Source organism: Oceanobacillus picturae, from assembly GCF_000612865.1.
GTDB lineage: Bacteria > Bacillota > Bacilli > Bacillales > Amphibacillaceae > Oceanobacillus_B > Oceanobacillus_B jordanicus.
In genome coordinates this window covers 652,140-671,124 of record NZ_CCAX010000002.1, presented here as the reverse complement: position 1 = coordinate 671,124, position 18,985 = coordinate 652,140, and the positions used below count along the sequence as shown (strand labels likewise).

General features: G+C 39.2%; 15 protein-coding genes. 4 read left to right on the top strand and 11 right to left on the bottom strand.

Translation table 11 applies throughout. The features are described 5' to 3' along the window. Positions 1 to 273: 273 nt before the first annotated feature. The 5 genes from BN988_RS14345 to mbcS all read right to left on the bottom strand — a co-directional run bounded on the left by BN988_RS14345 (position 274) and on the right by mbcS (position 6,913). Entirely contained in the window at positions 274 to 453 is a 180-nt protein-coding gene (locus BN988_RS14345) for a hypothetical protein (protein WP_036577444.1), read from the bottom strand. Positions 454 to 478: 25 nt separating this feature from the next. Then, a complete protein-coding gene (locus tag BN988_RS14340; RefSeq protein WP_036577566.1) occupies positions 479 to 1,324 on the bottom strand; it encodes an SPFH domain-containing protein in 846 nt (281 codons plus the stop codon). A 68-nt stretch (positions 1,325 to 1,392) separates the two neighbouring features. Further along, positions 1,393 to 2,271, bottom strand: a complete 879-nt coding sequence (locus tag BN988_RS14335; protein ID WP_036577443.1) for a ComEC/Rec2 family competence protein — start codon at positions 2,269 to 2,271, stop codon at positions 1,393 to 1,395. 296 nt (positions 2,272 to 2,567) lie between these two features. Beyond that, on the bottom strand, positions 2,568 to 4,703 hold the full coding sequence (locus tag BN988_RS14330) for an ATP-dependent Clp protease ATP-binding subunit (RefSeq protein WP_036577442.1): 2,136 nt from the start codon (positions 4,701 to 4,703) through the stop codon (positions 2,568 to 2,570). Between the two features lie 635 nt (positions 4,704 to 5,338). Next, a complete protein-coding gene (gene mbcS / locus BN988_RS14325; RefSeq protein WP_036577441.1) occupies positions 5,339 to 6,913 on the bottom strand; it encodes an acyl-CoA synthetase MbcS in 1,575 nt (524 codons plus the stop codon). Positions 6,914 to 7,092: 179 nt separating this feature from the next. Between mbcS and BN988_RS18425 the strand changes: the two genes are divergently transcribed. The 3 genes from BN988_RS18425 (at position 7,093) to BN988_RS14315 (ending at position 11,494) form a co-directional block, all read left to right on the top strand. After that, the gene (locus BN988_RS18425) at positions 7,093 to 7,419 is read left to right on the top strand and encodes a hypothetical protein (protein ID WP_051557969.1); all 327 of its coding nucleotides are present in this window, start codon (positions 7,093 to 7,095) and stop codon (positions 7,417 to 7,419) included. 134 nt (positions 7,420 to 7,553) lie between these two features. Continuing rightward, complete coding sequence (locus tag BN988_RS14320) at positions 7,554 to 10,073, top strand: sensor domain-containing protein (protein WP_147629726.1); 2,520 nt, start codon at positions 7,554 to 7,556, stop codon at positions 10,071 to 10,073. Between the two features lie 131 nt (positions 10,074 to 10,204). Further along, complete coding sequence (locus tag BN988_RS14315) at positions 10,205 to 11,494, top strand: sensor domain-containing protein (protein ID WP_187120253.1); 1,290 nt, start codon at positions 10,205 to 10,207, stop codon at positions 11,492 to 11,494. Positions 11,495 to 11,775: 281 nt separating this feature from the next. Here BN988_RS14315 and pdaA read toward each other — a convergent pair whose 3' ends face one another. The 4 genes from pdaA to BN988_RS14290 form a co-directional block, all read right to left on the bottom strand. Next, positions 11,776 to 12,570: a delta-lactam-biosynthetic de-N-acetylase gene (gene pdaA / locus BN988_RS14310; RefSeq protein WP_036577439.1), complete on the bottom strand. Its 795-nt coding sequence runs from the start codon at positions 12,568 to 12,570 to the stop codon at positions 11,776 to 11,778. 81 nt (positions 12,571 to 12,651) lie between these two features. Further along, positions 12,652 to 13,962: a Na+/H+ antiporter family protein gene (locus BN988_RS14305; protein WP_036577438.1), complete on the bottom strand. Its 1,311-nt coding sequence runs from the start codon at positions 13,960 to 13,962 to the stop codon at positions 12,652 to 12,654. A gap of 509 nt (positions 13,963 to 14,471) precedes the next feature. Beyond that, on the bottom strand, positions 14,472 to 15,263 hold the full coding sequence (locus BN988_RS14295) for a YfkD famly protein (RefSeq protein ID WP_036577436.1): 792 nt from the start codon (positions 15,261 to 15,263) through the stop codon (positions 14,472 to 14,474). Positions 15,264 to 15,333: 70 nt separating this feature from the next. Next, positions 15,334 to 15,723: an OsmC family protein gene (locus BN988_RS14290; protein WP_036577435.1), complete on the bottom strand. Its 390-nt coding sequence runs from the start codon at positions 15,721 to 15,723 to the stop codon at positions 15,334 to 15,336. 130 nt (positions 15,724 to 15,853) lie between these two features. Between BN988_RS14290 and BN988_RS14285 the strand changes: the two genes are divergently transcribed. Next, positions 15,854 to 17,017, top strand: coding sequence for an MFS transporter (locus BN988_RS14285; protein WP_036577434.1), 1,164 nt, complete (start codon positions 15,854 to 15,856; stop codon positions 17,015 to 17,017). Positions 17,018 to 17,318: 301 nt separating this feature from the next. On the opposite strand, the gene BN988_RS14280 is transcribed toward BN988_RS14285, so the two are convergent. Then, positions 17,319 to 18,020, bottom strand: a complete 702-nt coding sequence (locus tag BN988_RS14280) for an amino acid ABC transporter permease (protein ID WP_036577433.1) — start codon at positions 18,018 to 18,020, stop codon at positions 17,319 to 17,321. Positions 18,021 to 18,032: 12 nt separating this feature from the next. Next, positions 18,033 to 18,917, bottom strand: a complete 885-nt coding sequence (locus BN988_RS14275; RefSeq protein WP_036577432.1) for a transporter substrate-binding domain-containing protein — start codon at positions 18,915 to 18,917, stop codon at positions 18,033 to 18,035. Positions 18,918 to 18,985: the final 68 nt, after the last annotated feature.

The following is an 18,985-nucleotide window of genomic DNA, read 5'->3' as shown; positions in this document are numbered from 1 at the left end:
CTGACGATTCACTTTGGGATGTTTTGGTTTCACTTTTGGGCTATGACGATTCACTTTGGGATGTTTTGGTTTCACTTTTGGGGGCTGACGTTTCACTTTGGGAAGCTTTGGTTTCACTTTTGGGCTATGACGATTCACTTTGCTCTACTTAGTTTCACTTTTGGGGGCTGACGATTCACTTTGCTACGATCACGGTTCACTTCGCATTATTCTCGATCCACTTTACAGAAGCTCCTCACACAAAAAAGAACCCGTACAATCCATGTACAGGTCCTAATCTTCACCTATTTTTTTATCTTCACTTTTTGGTAATCTTCCGGATTTTTTTGCTGCTTCCCGAAGCAAAAACTCGACGTGACTATTAACACTGCGGAATTCATCCTTTGCCCATGACTGCAGTATGTCATAAAGCTTTGGATCAATTCGAAGCGGAAAGTTCTTCTTCTTAGGCATAGAAACCCTCTTTTACTTAAAGAATTTATTGATATAACGATCCAGTATTAATTACCGGCTGGGTGCCATGATCTGAAACAATGGATACGAGAAGATTATTTGCCATGGAAACGCGTCTTTCATCATCTAATTCCATTCCGCCGTCTTTTTCAAGCTGCAAAATTGCATCCTGCACCATTCCAACTGCACCTTCTACAATTTGTTTGCGTGCTGCAATGATTGCGCTCGCTTGCTGTCTTTGCAACATCGCCTGGGCGATTTCTGTGGAATAAGCTAAATGTGTAAGTCTTGCTTCAATTACTTCGACTCCTGCTACGGTCAAGCGGTCTTGTAATTCTGACGTCAATTGAGATGATACTTCTTCAGCATTCCCTCTTAAGGTAAGCTCAACATCCTTAAATGTATCATATGGATACTTTGTAGCAACAGCGCGAATTGCTGTTTCACTTTGAATTTCTACAAACTGTTCGTAGCGATCTACATCAAACACTGCCTTTGCAGCATCTACAACTTTAAACACGATAACTGCAGCGATCTCAATTGGGTTCCCATTTACGTCATTTACCTTTAAACGTTTACTGTTAAAGTTTCGTACACGTAATGAAATGGTTTTTCTAACCGAAAAAGGTACCGTAATGACAATCCCTTCTCTACGAATGCTCCCCATGTACTTTCCGAGAAAAATAACTACCGCTGATTGATTCGGTTGTACCAGTGTAATACCACTACCTAATGTTACCGCAACAATAAGACATAAACCACCGATCATAAATTGTTGCTCAACAAAGCTGAACACTGTACCTGCTAGCAATGCAGCAATAAGAATAATACCTAAAAAACCATTCATCATCCAAGCATTTTTCTCTTTCATCATAAGTCTACACCATCCCCACTGTTTTGTATCATTATGATATCACTTTTGTATTAAATTGTAAATAACTATCCAGCCTCTTTTCTAATATTTGATAGTGGGTCCCTACTTGGGAGCACCAAATAACTTTTTCCATCTGACCTAATTTCTAAGTCGCCAAAGACAGCGGTGGAATAAATATCTGATTTTACTTTGTACAAATTACGGATAACCCGATCAACTGGATGCCCGTAATCATTTTCAATACTATATGTCAAAATTGCTGTTTCAGGCGATACAGCCTTTAAAAAGTCCAGAGAGGAACTTGTATTTGATCCATGATGTGCTACTTTAATAATTTCCGCATTGACATCATACGATTTTAAAAATTCTTTTTCCTGTTTCATTTCAACATCACTCATTAATAGAAGATCAATGTCATCGTATGTCACTTTTAATGCAATCGATGATTGGTTGTTGTTCTTCGAAGTTCCATACGTATTCAAAATCCGTATCGTTAACAGTGGGTCTATTCTTAATAATTCATTTTTCTCAGCCAGCCTAACAGGTATGTCATGCTTTATAATTTGCTGGATGTACTTTGCATACGTCCGAGTTGTATGGAGTTTCCCAGAATCAACTACCTGCTTTACCTTCACCTTTTTTAATACTTGAGGCAGGCCACCTATATGATCAATATCTGGATGGGTTGTAATCAATAAGTCTATCCTATTAATTTGTTTCTCCTTCAAATAAGCAATTATTTTTTTGCCAGAACCCGGAGGCCCTCCATCAATTAAGATGTTTTTTCCTGACGGTGTATTCATTAGAATGCTATCCCCTTGACCTACATCAAGAAAGTGAACCTTTAATAATCCAGGTTTAACTTCAGCCGAGACAGGTAGCGAAAGGAGTATGAAATAAGCAAAAAGAAGTAAAATGGTAATTAGACGTTTATGACAACACATGTAGACACCCTCTGTTTCGTAATAGGGTTAGTTTTCAACAATTGAGAAGTATTTATCCCGGTGCAAACGTCTTGTAAGACTTCCACTTCAAAACATGAAGTGAAACCGTAATGTTTAAAGGAAGTTAAAGTACGCTAACACCCGATTCGTTCAACTAACAATCACTGGAGGAAGAATGAAATTCCCCACTGATTGAAGTTTCACTTTATAAGTCGAACAAGTTGGGGAAAGGTTGGACTATGATTTAGTATCTAATAAAAAAGACGCTGAACATTTTTTGTCCAGCGCCTAATTTTTTAAGCTTTTTCTACAACGATATCCTCTTCTTTAACAGTTACTTCAACGTGTTCAATAGTATCCTCTTCTAAGATTAAATCTGTTAGTTGATCTTCAATCTTATCTTGGATAACCCGACGTAACGGTCGTGCACCAAAGCGACGATCATAACCCAGGTTAGCAAGTTGACGTTTGGCTTCATCAGAAATCGAAATAGTTATATGATTTTCTTCCATATTTTTTTGCAGATCATTGATCATTAAGTCGACAATAGTTAACAGATGCGCTTCTTCCAATTCATTGAACTGGATGATAGAGTCAAAACGGTTAAGAAACTCTGGTTTAAAGTATGCACCAAGATTTTCTAAAGTAGAAACTGCATCATGCTGTGCGCTATTAAATCCGACGTTTACTTCTTTTACTCCTGTACCAGCATTACTTGTCATAATAATGACGGTTTCCTTAAAGCTGACTGTTCGACCTTGAGAGTCTGTTAGATGACCGTCCTCCATAATTTGCAGGAACATGTTCTGCACATCTGGATGAGCCTTTTCAATCTCATCAAGAAGAAGAATGGAATAAGGATTTCTTCTAATACGCTCTGTTAGCTGACCAGCTTCCTCATGACCAACATAACCAGGAGGGGAACCGATAATTTTGGAGACTGCGTGTTTTTCCATATATTCACTCATATCAAGGCGAATAAGCGATTCTTTAGATCCAAACAGTTCCTCAGCTAGTGATTTTGTTAATTCGGTTTTCCCTACCCCAGTTGGTCCAACAAAAAGGAAGGAGCCGATTGGGCGATATTTAGATTTTAGACCGGCACGACTACGGCGTATTGCTTTCGCTACTTTGTTGACGGCCTCATCCTGTCCAATAACTTTAGCACGGAGATTTTCTCCAATGCTTTTCAATTTCATTTGTTCATCTGCTGCAAGTTTTGTAACAGGGATACCTGTCTTTTCTTCTACAATCAATTGAATATCCGATAAGTCTACATCTATTACCTGTTCTTCATCTTTTGCTTTTTCCAATTGCTTTTGTAGTTGAATTTCTTGGTAGCGTAAGTTTGCTGCTTTTTCATAGTCTTCTCTCTCAGCTGCTTCTTCTTTTTCCTTAATTATTTCTTCCAAGCGTTGATTAATGGAATTAGAGTCCTTTTCTGCATTCGCAAGGTTTAGCCTTGATCCGACTTCATCCATTAGGTCAATCGCTTTATCTGGTAGAAAACGATCTTGAATATAACGGTTTGATAACGTTACAAACGCCTGAATGGCTTCATCAGAATAACGGACCTCATGATATGCTTCATAGCGATCCTTGATCCCATGAAGAATCTGGACTGCCTCTTCGGCAGATGGCTCCTTCACAATAATCGGTTGTAAACGACGTTCCAACGCAGCATCCTTTTCAATTTGACGGTATTCTTTTAAAGTTGTTGCACCAATTAATTGAAGATCTCCTCTTGCGAGTGCTGGCTTCAGGATATTCCCTGCATCCATTTGTGAGCTTTCAGCTGTTCCCGCACCTACAATTTGATGGATTTCATCAACAAATAAAATAACATCCTGGCGCTCTTGAACTTCCTGAATAAGTTTTTTCATTCGTTCTTCAAACTGACCGCGTATTCCTGTATTAGCTACAAGAGATGCGACATCTAGCATATAAATTTCTTTATTCATTAGCTTTGCTGGAACATTTCCTTCACTAATCTTCAATGCCAATCCTTCAGCAATAGCTGTTTTACCGACACCTGGTTCCCCGATTAATACTGGGTTGTTTTTATTTCTTCTATTTAAAGTCTCAATGACACGTTTCACTTCATTATCTCGTCCAATAACAGGGTCAATTAGACCTGCTCTTGCAGCGTGGGTCACGTTTTTCGCCAATTGGTCAATTAAGCCATTTCCACGATTATTCTTTTTCTCTTTTGTTTTTGTACCTGCTTTACTATTCCCTTGAGAAAAATGCTGAGAAAATGCTTGCTCTGCATTTCCAAAAGGTGAATTAGAGAAGAAATCATTAGAATTCATCATTTGTCCTTGGATTTCTTGAAAGCAATCATTACAAAGGTGCAATTCAGACATTTCATTATTCATTTTCATTGCGACATTTATATTTGCTTGGTTTTCACCACAGTTTTGACAAAGCATTTTCCATTCCTCCTTGACTATTTAAATCAAATGTTAATCAAATTTGACTTTGACTATATTTGACCTTTGATTCATATTATACTCTGACCTTTTTTGACTTTCAAGTCTTTTGTTTAAAATTTTTAGGGGGAGTTTTATAAGAGTGATTTTGCGGTTCGTATGGTTGATGGGGATGCTCATTCTGTTGATTGGAGCTGCCTTGTGATCGATCGGAACGCTCATGCTGTTGATTGGTGCTGCCTTGTGATCGATTGGAACGCTTATGCCGTTGATTGGAGCTACCTTGCGATCGATTAGAACGCTCATGCTATTGATTGGTGCTGCCTTGTGATTGATTAGAACGCTCATCTTGTTGATTGAAGCTGAACTACGATCGATTGGAACGCCTAACCCGTTGATTGGAGCTGACCTGCGATCGATTGGAACGCTCATCCGGTCGATTGAAGTTAACCTGTGATCGATTGGAACCCTCAACCAGTTGATTGAAGCACCCAGGCGTTAGATTGAACCACACCTCTATTAAGTAAACCGCTCATCTAACCAATTCGCACCCCATCTCAAATATGTATAACAAAAACAGGACGAATCCAAAAACTAGAATCCGTCCTGCAAATTGCAAATATATTAAGTGGATTTTATACTTGTTCTTTCTCTTTATTACGCAACTCTATTCGTCTAATTTTACCAGACGTGGTTTTTGGTAGCTCTTTAATAAACTCTATTTCCCTCGGATATTTATAAGGGGCTGTCGTTTCTTTCACATGGTCTTGAAGCTCTTTAATTAATGCTTCATCTGGATGAACGTCCTCTCTCAAGACAACAAAGGCTTTTACAATACTTCCACGGTCCTCATGCGGGCTTGCGACCACTGCACATTCTTGGACAGCATAGTGCTTCACGAGAGCATCTTCTACTTCAAAAGGCCCAATCGTATAACCAGAGCTTATAATAATATCATCGCTTCTACCTTCAAACCAAAAATAGCCATCTTCATCCTTAGAAGCTTGATCTCCTGTTACATAGTATTCTCCGCGCTGTGTCATTTTTGTGCGTTCACTATCCTTATAATACTCACGGAATAATGCAGGGCAATCAAGTTTCACTGCAATATCGCCTACCTTGTTCACACCTAAAGGAACACCTGCCTCATCTATGATTTCTACCTCATTCCCTGGCGTTGGTTTACCCATAGACCCTGGTTTTACTTCCATCCCTTTCATTACTCCAAGTAATAATGTATTTTCTGTTTGTCCGTAGCCATCTCTTACTATGATATTAAAGTGCTTCTTAAATGTATCGATAACCTCTACATTTAACGGTTCACCAGCGGAAACTGCACTATGCAAAGCTGGTAGCTGATACGTATCAAGATTATTGAGTTTTGCCATCATACGATACTCTGTTGGTGTACAGCACAGCACGTTAATCTCATTATCCTCCAAAAGCTGCAGATATTTCTTTGCATTAAATTTACCGTGATATACAAAGCCTGTAGCTCCTGATCCCAGCACCGAAAGAAAAGGACTCCAAGTCCACTTCTGCCAACCAGGCCCAGCCGTAGCCCATACTTTGTCCCCCTCGTTAATGCAAAGCCAGTTTTCAGAAGCCGTTTTTAAATGAGCAAAACCCCAACCATGCGTGTGGACAACCCCTTTGGGATTTCCTGTTGTTCCAGAAGTATATGGCAAAAACGCAATATCATCACGTGATGTTTTAACAATCTCAAGCGTATCAGATGCTTCTTTTTTTAATTCATCCAAATACATCCAATCGTCAGCTGGCTCCCCTACTACAAAACGTTTTAGCTTGGATAATTGTTCGATCCCCTCATATTGGTCGACGAATGGATGGTAGCTTACTATTCCGCTTACCTCGGCATGTGTGACTCTGTACTGTAAGTCATTAACCTTCAACATTTCTGAACAAGGAATGATTATGATTCCAGTCTTTAATGCTGCAAGGTACACTTCATACGCGTCTATTACCTTGGGGATCATGACAAGTAGCTTGTCACCTTTTTTTAGACCATTTTCTAGGAAAGCGTTGCCAATTTTATTTGCATTCTCTATTAACTTATTATAGGTGAGTTCTTTTCGGTCACCATTTTCATTTTCCCAAATAAGAGCTTTCTTACCTGTCTCTTTTGCAAAGCGTTCCACTTCCATCACGATGTTATATGACTCTGGAGCTATTAAATCCTGCTTTTCCACCAAAATCCCCTCCTCACTTAATTTTAACTATCATATCAAAATTTTATAAAAATTTAAACGCTTTAGGATTTGTAGTACTAATTTCCATATAGTTAGCTATTTCAATTTATTTTTGGGTATATTATACTGTTCTTAATTGTTAAATTCTTATTACAAACTTCCGAAAATGGGGTTAGCATATGACATCTTTTGATAAAGAAGGTTCTTTGGGTAAATTGTTTTCCGTTCCACCCAACACAGAATCGTCCAACAATGCAAATGCGAACATAAAACAGGAATTGCTTAATTATTACGCTTCCCTTGCTATGCATCATCCTGATTTGATTATTGCCTTTTCACCACAAGGGGAAATTCTATCAAAAAATAAAGATAGTATTGGGAAGTTTCTTGGCATTCCTTCAATGGATGAAGTGAATCTTATGGATTTGATTCCAAAGTCCTATAAAAAACGCTTATTGATGCCTTTCAAAAAGCACTTCACGGTGTTTCAGAAAGACACGAAATAGCAATTGAGGATTATTCTAAAAGAGAAATTATTCATGCTTGTCTCACCTTTGTGCCCATATGGGGGTCTGATAAAATAAATGGTGTTTATATTATTATTGAGGATACGAGTGAGATCAAGGAACTAGCCGAAGAATTGAAGAAACACAAAACACACCTTCTCGCTGCACAAAAAGTGGCTTCTGTAGGGAGCTGGGAATATATAATACCTGACGATGATCTTTTCTGCTCCCCGTCATTTTATGAAATTTTTGGACTGCCAAAATCGGAAGACGTAACGATGAACAAACTATTATTACGCTATATCCATCCTGATGATCGCGATAAAACCAGTTCCATCTATAAGCTTGCATTAAAAGAAGGAAAATCCTATAAAGTGGATTATAGAATCTATCATGAAAGAAATGAAAACAAGCTCCGTTACTTAAGGGTGCAAGCAGAGGTTTTGTGGCAGAATAATGCTCCATGGAAATTAATTGGTGTGGTGATGGATTACACAGAAGAGAAGAACCTGGAAATAGAGCTGCGTAATACATTAAATAGTATGGTCCATATGTTTAATAACCTTGACGGCGGTATATGGATGAAGGAATTGAATACAAACAAAGTCACCCTTGCCTCTGAGCAACTTGTTGACTTACTTCAGATCCCACTAGAAAAAATATATGAGGACCCTGCTGTTTGGGAAAATATCATTCATCCTGACTTTCGAGATAAGGTATTTCAAAAACAGGATCAACTGATGGCTGGCAAGCCTATAAAGCATAAATATAAGATCATTTGTGGAGATCATTCTACCAAATGGGTTTATGATCAAACAATTCCTTGGGTCAATGATGACGGGAGAATCACGCATTTATTCGGCGTTTTAGTGGACATTACGGATGAGAAGCAAATGCAAGATCACTTGCGTTATATCTCTACACATGATGAGATAACCGATCTTCCTAATCAACAAAGCTTACATGAAACATTGGACAAGCTGATTAATGAAGATCAACCATTTGCTATTCTCCACCTAGATCTTGACAGATTCAATGTAATTAACCACTCGCTCGGTTATCAAGTCGGAGATATGGTTATACACCAGCTAGCTGAACGTCTCAGGGAGATCGTGCCATCAACTGGCTATCTTGCAAGGTTAAACAATAACGATTTTGTTATGATTCTTCAACAATATAATGGAAAAGAAGAAGTATTTGAACTTGCACAGAAGACCATACAATCGATTGGAAAAGCTTTAATGGTAAAGGATTATGAACTACATATTACAACAAGCGTGGGGATCAGCTTTTATCCTGAAGATGGTACAAGTAAGTTAAGGTTATTGGAAAATGCTTATTCCGCCCTTTATCATGCCAAACAACAAGGTAGTAACAACTATCAATTCTATTCTTTCTCAAGGGATATTTCTTCTTATAAAAAGTTCTTATTGGAAAAAGATATGCGAAGAGCAATCGTAAATGAAGAATTCGAGTTGTATTACCAGCCTCAAGTAGAAGCTGCTACTGGGAGAATTAAAGGAGCAGAAGCACTTATAAGATGGAATCACCGTGACTGGGGAATGGTCCCACCTAACGAATTTATCCCGCTCGCTGAAGAAAACCATCTCATCCACCACATTAGTGATTGGGTAATTCGAAAAACATGTGCCCAGCTATGGCGTTGGAGAGAAGCAGGGTATCCTGTCATCCCGATATCGATTAACCTTTCACCCATTCGTTTATTAAAGCGAGGCCTGGTTGAGTTAGTGGAAGGACAGCTAGCTCTATATAAAATTCCTGCTTCCATGCTTGAGATAGAAATAACAGAGAGCTCCTTATTAAAGAACGAGATAGGTGTGCTCAAAACACTAGAGGAGCTTCGTAAACTCGGTATAAAAATAGCCATAGATGATTTTGGTACAGGCTATGCCTCTTTAAATTACCTGCATGAATTTGAAGCAGATATTATTAAAATAGATCAGATTTTCATTCAAAATATTACTTCTGCAAACAAAAAAGATGCTGCCATCGTTTCTGCTGTCATGCACTTAGCTAAAGAAATTGGTATGCAAATAGTGGCAGAAGGTGTGGAAGAGAAAGCACAATATGAATTTTTGAAAGAAAGAAATTGTGATCTTATCCAGGGCTATTACTTTTCCAAGCCTGTCCCTCTGCCAGACTTTGAAGAATTGTTACACGAGGGCTACCTCATTCCTAAAGAGAACCAAAAACAAGACATGCCACTAAAGGACAGAAGGGAAAGTACACGGTACCAGTTCCATCACTGGCTCAAAGGGAAATTAATTATCTCAGAATATGATAAACAAGAGATTGAACTAGGCTCAGCGAAGATTTTGATAAAGGATATCAGTTTAAAAGGGGTTAAAATTATCACATCCGTTATCTTGCCTGTACCATCCGATATGGCATTTGAATTTTCTTTTTCCATTATGGGTGAACCCTATAGTCTAACTGGATCCCCCGTATGGCAACAAGAAACAAAGCAGTCTTATGTTATTTACGGAATACAGTTTCATACAGGAGAAGAAGAAAAACTAAGCGAGCTCATGGAGAAACTAACTAGGTTAAAAGATGACAACAAGGAGTTACCTGATACTGACTTTTTCACAGGAAACCCTTGTACCTATCTGGGGAACAGCCAAGCTTATTAATATGAAGACAGTATTTGAAATGAGGCTATAAAAATGAGGTACTCAACGACTATGAATTATAATAAATTAGATATGAAAAACAGAAAAGGCTTAACGTTTGTTACATGTATGAATCCGGAGATACGATGCCCATGAATCACTATCCTTCTATTTCTTATGACCGAGTACTGATGGAGGGCATTCGGGACATGGTGTTTGTGATGAACGTATTACCTGGCCCTGTTTTTCAATATGAGTTTATGAATCATTCAGCAAGTACCCATACCGGTCTTGGAGAGCGAGCTATAGGAAAATCACTTGAGGCTGTACTCCCGAAAGAGATGGCCGTATACCTTAACCAAGAGTACCAAAGAGCGATTGATATAGGTACGTCTATTACGTATGAAGACTCTTTCCTTACTCCTGATGGGGAACGTTTTTATTCCGAAACACGCGTGACACCACTTCATGATGAATCTGGCATTTGTACGCACTTGGCCGCTGTTGTGAAGGATGTTACGATACAAAAAAAGGCCCAAGAAGAGGTACAAACATCAAGCGATTTGCTCTTCCAAAACCAACAACGGTACCAATCGCTGTTTGAATACAACCTTGATGCAGTGCTTTCCATTGATACAAATGGTCGTATTATTTCTAAAAACCTTGCTGTAGAAACCATAACAGGCTATACAGACGAAGATTTGATAGGGGAAAATTTTTATAAATATGTAATCCCTCGAGAAATACCTACGGCAATTAAAGGATTTGAGCAAGCATTAAAGCGAAAAGCAAAGGAATCACAATTAACTGTCTATGATAAGTCTGGTCAAGAAATGAATATTATCGTAAAATTCACTCCTATTATAATGGAGGGCGTAACGACGGGTGTCTTTGCTATATTTAAAGACGTCACTCTACAAAAACAATATGAAGAAAAGCTTAAATATATCGCGTTACATGACCCACTTACCGATTTGCCAAATAGAAGACACTTTGATGCGCGCCTAGAATATGCACTGGACAACCTTGTACACAGGCAAAGGCATTTTGCGCTTCTAATGCTCGATATTGACCACTTTAAAGAAATCAACGACAAGTTGGGGCATGATGCAGGGGATACGGTGATTAAAGACTTTGCGACAAAGCTTTCCCACTGTGTTAGTACTACGGGCACCGTGGCAAGATATGGAGGGGATGAGTTTATCATTTTGCTTGAATTACCAGCAGACGTTAAACAACCTGCCATCAAACTTGCTAATCTTATCTATGAAAAAATGCAAATCCCTGTTCATGTACATGGCAAACAAATCAGGATAACCACAAGTATTGGTATTGCCATAGCTTCAAATAAAGAAACTACAGCGAAGGAAATATTAAAACAGGTAGATATTGCATTATATAAGGCAAAAGAAAATGGAAGAAACACCTATTTTTTTAGCTAAGGAAAAGGCTGGGACAAAATTATATTATTGCCGTAACACGAATAATACTTTTTAGCGTCGCTTGGCAGAACACTTCGCTTTCCACGGGCACGGCCTCAGCCTCCTCGTGGAAAAGGCACCACTGTGGGGTCTTCGGACTCGCGCTATTCCCGTTGGAGTCTCCGCATTCTGCCTACGCTAAAATAAGAAAACCCGAACTAGGCAAACCTTTATAAAAGGAGTTGCATGATAGTTCGGGTTTTCAATTGTTTAGAGAACTTTTGTCCCAACCTCTTTCTAGTTCACTCATACCCGTAAACGGGATCTGGAAGCTTATCTTTTAAAACGAGATCATCTAAGCTCTTGAAGGAGTACCCTTCCTTTTGTAGCTCTGTTATAAGCTTTTCTAAGGCCTGAGCATTGTCAGAGGATACGGTATGAAGCAATACTACCGCTCCAGGATGTACTTGGTCCATAATCTGATTAAACGCATACTCCCAGCCTTTTTGTTTATTTGTTTCCCAATCAATAAAGGCTAAAGACCAGAACACATGTATATACCCCAGTTCATAAGACCATTTTAATGTTTGTTCATTAAAAATCCCTCTAGGTGGACGTAAGTATTTTAATTCATCTTGATCCGAAACTTCGGCAACTGCCTTTTCTAGATCCTCTAATTCTTCTTTAATCGCACCTTTGGTGATGATGGAAAAGTCTGGGTGGTGGTAAGAATGATTCCCAATGATGTGGCCTTCATCCACCATTCGCTTTACCAGATCCGGTTCACTCTCAACATAATGCCCTGTAACAAAGAATGTAGCAGGCACATCTTTATTCTTCAGTACATCCAGTATGTCATCTGTGTAGCCTTCTTCGTACCCATTATCAAAGGTTAGGTAGATATTTTTTTGTCCGGTTTTATCTGCATAATAGGCTCCGTATTCCTCAAGCATACTTTCGTACTTACCTATATACGGAAGTTCATGGTTGAAGTTCTTTTTATACCCCCAGCCATACCCTGCAGCCTGTACTGTAGACATTTGGAAAAGAGGAAAGGTAAGGAAAACAACCATGGATAACATTATTAACTTCTTCATAACAACCCACCTGTTTTTACCTTACTTTCTCCCCTTTCCATTTAATTATGCGTGAGATAAATCCTTACGATATGCATCTCTTTATAAAATAATTGCTGCTACCCATCCAAACAAGAATAATGGAATATTATAATGTATGAATGTAGGAACAACGGTGTCCCATATGTGATTATGCTTTCCGTCAGCATTCAACCCAGAGGTTGGGCCGAGCGTGCTATCAGAAGCAGGGGAACCTGCATCACCTAGTGCACCTGCTGTTCCAATTAGTGCTGCAGTAGCCATTGGTGAAAAACCAGCTGCCACACAAATAGGCACATATAGAGCTGCCAAGATTGGAATTGTTCCAAAGGATGACCCAATCCCTAATGTTACAAGTAACCCCACTAAGAGCAAGATAAAAGCAATGAGAGCTTGGTTACTACTATCTAAAAATCCTGATGATGATTCAACTAAAGCTTGCACTGCTCCTGTTTCAGTAAGGATATTCCCATAGCCTGAAGCAACAAGCATCACAATTGCGATCGTACCCATCATGGCAATCCCTTCTGACATGACTCTGTCTCCATTTTTAAAAGGTACTGCTAATAAAAGAAACATAAGTACTAAGCCAGTTAGTGCCCCTATTACAAGGCTTTCAGTAATAAGCTGTACAGCTAAAGCCGCTGCGATAGCAATTAAAGTCATGACATGCTTACGATTGAATGATACTGCTTCCTGCTCAATAATCGCAGATGCTTCGATTCCACCTGCTCCTTCTGGCATATCGCGGTCCTTGCGATAAGAAACGAAAATCGCAATAAGCAGTCCAACAATCATTCCCGAACCTGGTATTAGCATGGATAGCGCAGACTCACTAACTGTGATATTCGCACCATTTTCCGTCATACCCGTCACGATCGTTTCGTGAAAAATTAACCCAAAGCCTGCCGGGATCATAATATACGGTGCCTTTAAACCGAAAGTTAGAGCTGTAGCTACTGCACGGCGATCCATTCGCATATTATCAAATAATTTTAGTAACGGTGGAATTAAAATTGGTATAAATGCAATATGCACCGGGACTAAATTTTGTGATAAGGACGCGACACCTGCAATAACCAATAGCATCATTGTCTTCTTACCAGTTAACACACGTATAAGAAAATTTACTAATATGGTAGTAATACCTGTATAGCTAATTGCAACAGCAAATGCTCCAAGTAAGATGTAGCTTAATGCAGTATTGGCTCCTCCGCCCATTCCATTAACTAGTAATTCAGTTGAGTCTACAGTAGATAAACCTGCCATCAATCCTGCAGTAAGTGAGGCAGCAATAATAGCTATTATGACATTAACACGTAATAAACTTAAGATAGTCATTACGAGAACAGATACAATAACAACCCATTCCATGTTTCTCTTCCCCTTTCTCTATTACCAAATCATTTATTCGCTTTAATACTTTATTATGATAAAGCAATGAAGCATTACTTGTCAAGCCGTTTTATAATCGATTTTGGGGTATATTTTTGAGTCGACTCGTGTTCCTTGACTGGAAAGGACAGATAATTTTAATTGGTATTGATAAGGCATTTGTTTTTCCAGCGCTTGTTTCGAGGGGGTGGTGTGGCACTTTGGATGTTGGTGCGTCTCTTTGGGAGTTGGTGCGTCTCTCATGGGTCCCGTTGCGCCATTCCCAACGATCACTGCGTCTCTCTGGATACTTGGTGCGTCTTTTTGGAGGTTGGTGCGTCTTTTTGGAGGTTGGTGCGTCTCTCATGCATGCCATTGCGTCATTCCGAACAATCGATGCGTCTCTTTGAGTACTTGCCGCGTCACTTTGAGTACTCGCCGCGTTTCTTAGGCAGAATTAAAAAACCCCGCAAAAAAGCACGGGGCTGAGAAACGTACTAACAAGCAAGTTATTTCACATTATAGGAGAAGGAAACATGATCCTGGATCGGAATCCATGCACCTATCCCTTGCTTTGTTACATTTTTAACCACGAGGGACTTTTTAGAGCCTTTTAATTGAATATATACCTCTCCAAACGTAACCTGCCCCTTCTCATTGACAGCAGGTGCGTAGGAATCTAGAGTTGCATGCTTATCCGTTGGGACGGCATAGGAATTATCCTTCTTCGTGTTTTTACCGATAACAGTATGGTAAGCCAAAGGAAGCTTTGTTTTTTCTTTCGACTTAATTAACATCATGCTCTTAATATCATCAGGATTGGCAATTTTATTTGTTAACGCACCTTTTACTTCCTTCTCTTCTTGCTGTACATAGTTAATCTTCTGATCTGATTCTCCACCTAAATTGTTGAGTTCATTTTTGTTTATCTGCTGGTACTCCCAGTTAATGGTCGTCTCTAGAGACTCATAATTTAGTGGCCATCTACCTATAAAAACCATCCCACGATACCCTAGTGCAATGGGGGATGGGTTAATAGTAGATTCGTTCAGCATTTTAATTAGATCAGGATTCTCAATTTTAATTTTTAACCCATCCATTAATTCCTGCGTTAGCTCGCTAGGCTCAATAACTTCCTGATCCTCAGTGGCATTTGGAAATGTATTTTCCTTTGAAATGGTTAAGACATGGCTTGGTGTTTCAAAGTCTTCCTTCTTTTCTTTGCTTAAACCAGTTGCAGGAAAAAGAAACGTCAACACGAATACAGTTAATAATAGAAAACCAACATTGCTTTTTTTCATATTTTTATGTCCCTTCTTTTTCCTCTAGTTTTTTCGGACATAAAAATTTTATACCTCGTATCTGCTATCGTTAGCTTAATTCTACCGTATCGATGTGCTCCTCTATCGTAATACTCCCTTCGACAGACCTTATCATAGAGCAATTTTTACGAGCTATTTCCATATTTTTATATAACTTTTCAGGGTCAAGTTGTCGCCCTTTCACCGTGTATTTTAAGGTTATTTTCTCTATACGATTGGCTTCCTCCGGGTTCCTCTCCACTTCTGCATGAACCTGTAGATCTGCAATCTCCGTACGTTGCTTCTCTAGAATTTTGCGAAAGACAGATGCACTACAACCAGCTATGGAGGCAACCATTAATTGGAAAGGACGATAGCCATAATCCTCATTCCCAGAAATATCAATTTCTCCATATGGCAATTCTGCTCTCATACCATTTTCTTTAAGATAAAAATCCATCTTAAACTCCTCCTTTTTCTATACTATTTCCTAAAACAGATTTTTCCTAACATCTTACAATCTAAATGATTGACGATTGCAAATAAAGCCATTAAATTGAATAAAGAGAACCCAACAGAAGGAGAACAACATGGTATCAGCTAAAACACGATTTTGGATATTAATTTCACTTGTAACTATTTCAGGCTTTTCACAAGGTATGTTGCTTCCCCTCTTGGCTATTATTCTAGAGCAAAACCAAATCTCTTCCTCCATTAATGGACTTCATGCAACTGGTTTGTATGTTGGAGTCTTAATTGCCTCCCCGTTCATGGAGAAACCAATGCGTAAATTAGGATTTAAGCCGATAATCGTCATAGGTGGATTTCTCGTATTTGCTTCCTTAGCATTGTTTCCATTATGGCAGTCTTTATGGTTTTGGTTTGTGTTACGAATGATGGTAGGAATCGGAGACCAAATGCTTCACTTTGGTACCCAAACATGGATTACCACAACAGCAACAAAAGAAACGCGTGGTCGCAATATCGCTTATTATGGCATGTTTTTCGGCTTAGGGTTTGCGCTTGGTCCGTTAATGACAAGGCTACTTTCAATCAATGAAGTACTTCCTTTCTTTGTATCCGCAGGTTTAAGCATTATCGTCTGGTCCCTTATGCTATTCGTTAAAAATATGTGGCCCGCAGAGGATTATGATTCTGGAAGTGGCTCAAGTTCCACTAAACGGTTTATTCAAACAGGGAAAATTGCCTGGGTTGCTTTACTTCCTAGTTTTGGATATGGCTTTCTTGAAGCAACACTACATAGTATCTTCCCGATTTATGGATTAAGAATTGGCCATGATGTGGACATACTCTCACTACTTATTCCCTGCTTTGCGATCGGAAGTCTTCTTACACAGCTTCCGCTCGGGATACTTAGCGACAGAATCGGCAGAAGAAGCATATTATTATATGTACTTGTTGGCGGAGTTGCCTGCTTTATGATGGCAGCATACCTCGAGACATCCGTTACTGCGCTCTTCATTCTATTTACATTAGCGGGGATGTTCGTAGGATCCCTGTTCTCTTTAGGTATTTCGTATATGACAGACCTGTTGCCGGGTAATTTACTGCCTGCTGGTAACCTCATGATCGGAATTGCTTTCAGTCTTGGAAGCATTAGCGGTCCATTTTTAGGTGGATTGTATGTCGAGTTTTTCCCAACACTATCTTTTTTCTACATGATTGGGATCATGCTTGTTTTCATTCTTACTGCGATCTATTTTAAACGTGAGAAACAAATTTCGGTAAGCTAGCACACCGAGTCTTTATGTAGCTTTGCGTATGCGATAACTGTTTATTCATGCAAAAGGATCACTCTGCTGATTGTTCCTATAATCAAAAAGGCCGAGCGACCATTACGTAGTTGATACGTAAGGTCACTCGGCCTTTTAACGTTAAAAAACACCCTATCAATTATTTTATAAAGTGAAACTTCAATCAGTGGGGGGTTTCGTTCTGCCCCCACTGATTGTTAGTTGAACGAATCGGGGTGTTAGCGACCGTTTACTCCCACTAAAAACTTACGGTTTCACTCTATGTTTTGAAGTGGGAGTCTTACGGACGATTGCTCCGGGATAAAAATCGGCTATAACGAACTTCCAAGCGATCTTGGAAGAAGGAAATAACGATACACACCGGCCAATAGATTAATGCAACGAGAATATACAACGTCATCGCATCGAATTCCCTACCTGTTACAAGTTGTGCCTTCTGAAACATTTCCGGCACTGTAATAACGGCTGCTAGAGAAGTTGCCTTTACAATATCCATAAATACATTTGTAAGTGGCGGAATTGCAATTCGTGTTGCCTGTGGAAGAATAATTTTACGCAATGTCTTCAAATAGCTCATATTTAAAGCCTTTGCTGATTCCCATTGCCCACGATCAATGCTATTGATTGACGAGCGATCAATTTCTGCTATGTAGGCAGCACTATTTAAACCAAAGCCTAAACAAGCTGCAACAATTGCTGTAAATTTAATTCCAACCACCGGTAAACCAAAGTATAGTATGAACAAAAATACGAGGATAGGTGTTCCACGCATAAAAGAAATATAGATTCTTGCAGGCCAACGCAATATAATTCGGTTCGAGCCTCTGGCTAATGCAAGAAAAAGCCCTAGGATGAGCCCCATGCCCATGCTTACAATAGCAATGAGCATGGTTACTGGTAAGCCACCTAATACAAAGGGAAGGCTTTCCCATGCTAGTACTGGATTAAATAATCCCCCAAAGTTAAAAGCACTTAAATTCATAATAGCCTCCCCTTAGAGGTCAATTCCTTCGATTTCTTTGATTTCTTCTTCTGGTTTCTGTGATGCGTCTTCATTATAAAATTCTTCCGCTAGCTTTGTAAGCGTACCATCCTCACGCATTGCTTCAAGCGCTTTATTTATTTCTTCAGTCAGCTTATCCGCATCCTTTGGTATCACAACTGCCTGTTCTGTTGGATGGAATTTCAAGTCTGGATGTAAATGAATATCGAAGTCAGGAAAACCTGCAACACCAAATTTAGATAAATAGTAATCATTTACAATAACATCTGTTCTGCCATTGTCAACATCACGTAAGTACGCTTCATTTGGCGCGTTGCCATATGTTTTTATTTCTGCACCATAGTGCTCGGCAATCTGGCTGTAAATCGTGGTTGCTCCACCACCAGCAATTTTCCCATCGAGATCTTCCAGGGACTCAATACCAGAATTATCTTCTTTTCTTACAACCATTGTGGAGTAAGAATATTTATATGGTTCACTAAAATTAAATTCCTTTTTTCTTTTATCTGTAGCTTCCACGTCGTTAGCTGCAACATCTATTCTTCCGCTTTTCACCGCTGGAAGCATACCGTCAATTCCCATGATTTCAAATGTGATATCCAAGTCGAGGCGCTTGGCAATCTCGCGCATCACTTCTACATCATAGCCTGTAAGCTGGTCCTTACTTTCCTCTTCACCATCGTAATAAGAAGCAGCCAGTAGTGTTCCAGATGTGCCCACAACGATTTCACCAGACTCCTGTATCGCTTCCCATCTTTCATCTGTTCCACTAGATCCATTATCACTGTTACTTTCTTCCTCTCCATTACCACACGCACTAAAGAACGCTACAATAGCAACTAATGAAACCAATAACAGAAACTTCTTCAATACCATTCACCCCTATTGTTATATTTAAAATGACACTATGATTGTAACAGCTTATCTAAATAATTTCAAAATTT